This window comes from Marinitenerispora sediminis (genome assembly GCF_003336425.1).
In the GTDB taxonomy this organism is placed as follows: Bacteria; Actinomycetota; Actinomycetes; order Streptosporangiales; family Streptosporangiaceae; genus Marinitenerispora; species Marinitenerispora sediminis.
In genome coordinates, this window is sequence record NZ_QEIO01000259.1 from 1 (window position 1) to 3592 (window position 3592).

The following is a 3592-nucleotide window of genomic DNA, read 5'->3' on the forward strand; positions in this document are numbered from 1 at the left end:
GTCCCGAGCCGCAGGCGGACCCCGCGCTCCTCGTGCAGCCGGGCGAGCAGCCCGGAGACGAGGGCGCCGTACTGCCCGGCGAGCGGGGCCGGCTGCGGGCCGGCCAGGGTGACGTCCAGCCCCATCCCCCGCGCGGTGGCGGCGGTCTCGGCGCCCAGCACGCCGTCGCCGACGACCACGACGCGCGAGGCGGCCAGCAGGTCCGCCCGCAGCGCGAGCGCGTCGTCGAGCGTGCGGAGCACATGGACGCCGGCCATGCCGTCCTGCCCGGGGAGGGTGCGCGGCCGCAGCCCCGTGGCCACCACGATAGCGTCGGCCCGCAGCTCCCGCCCGGACGCGGTGCGGACGCTCCGCTCGGCCGCGTCCAGGGCCACCGCCGGGTCGCCGAGGACGAACTCGGCACCCAGCGCCGCCAGCGCGGACTCCGGCCGCAGCCGGGCCCGCTCCGGATCCCAGGCACCGCTGAGCACCTGCTTGGAGAGCGGCGGCCGGTCGTAGGGAAGGTGCCGCTCGGCGCCGAGGACGGTGAGCTGGCCGTCGAAGCCTTTGCGTCGCAGTGCCTCCGCCGTGGCGAGCCCGGCCGCGGACGCACCGACGACGAGCACGCCGGCGGGGGCGCCGCTCACCGGCTCTCGTCCAGCGTGATCGCGGCGGCCGGGCAGACGTCGGCGGACTCGCGCACCGCCGCGTGGTGCTCCGCCGGTGGTTCGGCGTCGAGCAGGACGACGATCCCGTCGTCCTCCCGCTGGTCGAACACCTCGGGCGCGATCAGCACGCACTGGCCGGCGCCGCAGCACTTGTCCTCGTCCACACTGACTCTCATCTTTGGGCCTCCTCCGCCCGCGGGTCCGTCATGGAGCGGGCCGGACCCGGTACCGCGCCCGGCCGCCCGTTGTCGTTGGTGTCCTCGGCGCTCATCCCACGGACGTGACCGGTGCCAGCCACAGTCCGACGATGGCGTCGATCAGCCCGGTCGCGGTGTCGTCCCAGCTCGACCGGGGCGTGGGGGCGCCCTCGGCGAGCGAGCGCTCCCGCTCGGCGCACGTGTGCACGATGAGGTGGCGGGCCATCTCGCTGCGCTCCAGGCGCACCTCGTCCGGCAGGGCCGGGCGGCAGCGGTTGATCCCGACGACGATCCGCTGCATCGCCGCCGAGGTGAGGGCCTCGTCGACCATGATGGAGCGCAGCGCCGGGTCGGTCATGATCTGCGCCCCGAAGCGCGCGTACCAGGTCGGGCTCCCCAGCGCGGCCAGGTGCTCGATGGGCGGGCGCACCAGGCAGGCGACCCACCCGCGCAGGTCGTCGATGTCGCCGCTCTCGGCGAGCATGCGCAGGCGCAGCCGCTCCGTGTGGTCGGCGTGCTTGCGCACGATCGCGCGCACCAGTTCGGTCTTGGTGCCGAAGTGGTAGCCGACGGCGAAGTTGTTGCCCTGCCCCGCCGCCTCGCTGACCTGGCGGTTGGACACCGTGGCGACGCCGTTCTCCGCGAACAGCCGCTCCGCCGCGGCGAGGATCAGCTCACGGGTCTCCTCACTGCGCCCGGCGCGCACGCCCCTGCCGGACACGGTCACCACCGCACCGGGACCTCGGCCAACCCGCCCACGACGAGCCCCTCCCGGCGGCGGAGCTCCTCGGCGGGGACGGCGAGCTCCAGGGAGGGGAGCCGCCGCAGCAGCACGTCGAGCACCGCCTGCAGCTCGGTCCGGGCCAGCGCCTGGCCCAGGCAGGAGTGCGCGCCCGCGCCGAAGGCCAGATGGGGGTTCGGGCTGCGGCCCAGGTCCATCTCGCCGGCGCTCTCGAAGGCGCTCTCGTCGCGGTTGGCGGCGGCCATGTTGCACACCACGGTGGTGCCGCCCGGGATGACGGTGCCGCCGAGTTCGTAGTCCTCGGACACGTACCGCGGGAGTCCGAACCCGGAGTTGGCGTCGTAGCGGAGCACCTCCTCCACCGCCGAGCGCACCAGCGAGCGGTCGGCCAGCAGCCGCTCCCAGCGCCGCCGGTCGTCCAGCAGCATGGCCACCATCTTGCCGATCATGTTCGCGGTGGTCTCGTGGCCGGCGACGAGCAGCCCCTGGCCGGTGGCGACCAGCGCGTCGTCGGGCATGCGGGCACCCGCGGCGTCGGTGGCGGTGATGAGCTCGCTGAGCAGGTCCTCGCCCGGCTCGACGCGCTTGGCGGCGATGTGGCCGGACATGTACGCGCCGAACTCGGCCTGCGCGGTGTCCATCTCGGCCTGGGTGTAACGGGTGAGGTTGAGCATCGTGTCGGACCAGCGGGAGAACCTGTCCCGGTCGGCCGTCGGGACCCCGAGCATGTCGCAGATGACCCACACCGGCAGCGGGAAGCCCAGGCCCGCGATGATGTCCGCGGGATGCCCGCGTTCCACCATCTCGTCGATGAGCTGGTCGGCCATCGCCTCGATACCGGGGCGCAGCGCGGCCATGCGCTTGGCGGTGAACCACCTGCCCACCATCCGCCGCCACAGCAGGTGGCCCTCGCCGCCGTCCGGGATGGCTCCCGACAGCTCGTTGTTGAACACGCCGCCCGACTCGGTGTCCGCGATGCGCGCCGCGCCGTCCGCGTTCAGCCGGCGGGTGAAGCGGGGTTCGGCCAGCACCCGCTTGACGTCCTCGTAGCGCGTGACCAGCGACGCCTCGTCGCCGCTGGGCAGCTTGACCCGGGCGACCGGGCACTGCTGCCGCAGCTCGGCCCACTCGGCCGGCGGCTCCAGGGCCGCCTCGGCGGAGAACGGGTAGTGCAACGTGCGCTCGCCGGCGTCCTGACCCACAGTGGCCTCCTCGATACGGCTCGTCGTCCGGTGGCCAGCTAACCCGATGAGATATTTTAAGTCAAGCGAATGACTTAAGGTTTGCTCAGCCGCCGCACCCACCGAGAGGCACACGTGAGCGAACGCATCGTCCCCTCCGGCGACGTCAAACTCTGGAGCCAGGCCACCGGCGACCCCCGCCACCCCGCCCTCCTGCTCATCATGGGCGGCAACCTCTCCGCCATGGGCTGGCCCCGCGAACTCGTCGACATGCTCGCCGACGCCGGCCTGCACGTGATCCGCTACGACCACCGCGACACCGGGCGCTCCACCCACCGCGACTTCACCCGCCACCCCTACGGCTTCGACGACATGGCCGCCGACGCCACCGCCGTCCTCGACGCCTGGGGCATCGAGCACGCCCACGTCGCCGGCCTGTCGATGGGCGCCACCATCGCCCAACTCCTCGCCCTGGACCACCCCCGGCGGCTGCGCACCCTCACCCTGCTGCTCGGCGGCGCACTCGACGTCGACTTCGACGCCAACATCGAACGCGCCCTCACCGGCCAACCGTCCCCCGACGGCCTGCCGCTGCCCACCCGCCGCTTCCTCGACACCCTCACCCTGGCGCCCGCCGCGGACCCCGACGCCGAACTCGACCGCCGCATCACCAAGTGGCGGCTCCTCGCCGGCGACGAACTCCCCTTCGACCCCGACGAGATCCGCCGCTGGGAGCAGGCCGACATCGACCACGCCGGCACCACCCAGGAACCCACCGCCCACCACATGCTCACGCTGCCCCCGCTCACCCGCGGCGCCGAACTC

General features: G+C 73.7%; 5 protein-coding genes. 1 reads left to right on the plus strand and 4 read right to left on the minus strand.

From position 1 onward, the window contains the following. The 4 genes from DEF28_RS25910 to DEF28_RS25925 all read right to left on the minus strand — a co-directional run. A partial coding sequence (locus DEF28_RS25910; protein WP_147280535.1) for an FAD-dependent oxidoreductase occupies window positions 1–626 on the minus strand: 626 nt, incomplete at its 3' end. Beyond that, the gene (locus tag DEF28_RS25915) at window positions 623–823 is read right to left on the minus strand and encodes a ferredoxin (protein ID WP_114400579.1); all 201 of its coding nucleotides are present in this window, start codon (window positions 821–823) and stop codon (window positions 623–625) included. The genes DEF28_RS25910 and DEF28_RS25915, both read right to left, overlap by 4 nt. A 91-nt stretch (window positions 824–914) precedes the next feature. Further along, window positions 915–1565 carry a TetR/AcrR family transcriptional regulator gene (locus DEF28_RS25920; RefSeq protein WP_114400581.1) on the minus strand — a complete coding sequence of 217 codons (651 nt, stop codon included), beginning with the start codon at window positions 1563–1565 and terminating at the stop codon, window positions 915–917. 2 nt (window positions 1566–1567) lie between these two features. After that, complete coding sequence (locus DEF28_RS25925; protein ID WP_114400580.1) at window positions 1568–2788, minus strand: cytochrome P450; 1221 nt, start codon at window positions 2786–2788, stop codon at window positions 1568–1570. 114 nt (window positions 2789–2902) lie between these two features. Between DEF28_RS25925 and DEF28_RS25930 the strand changes: the two genes are divergently transcribed. Further along, window positions 2903–3592: alpha/beta fold hydrolase (locus DEF28_RS25930; protein WP_114446254.1), on the plus strand; the 690-nt coding region annotated here is incomplete at its 3' end.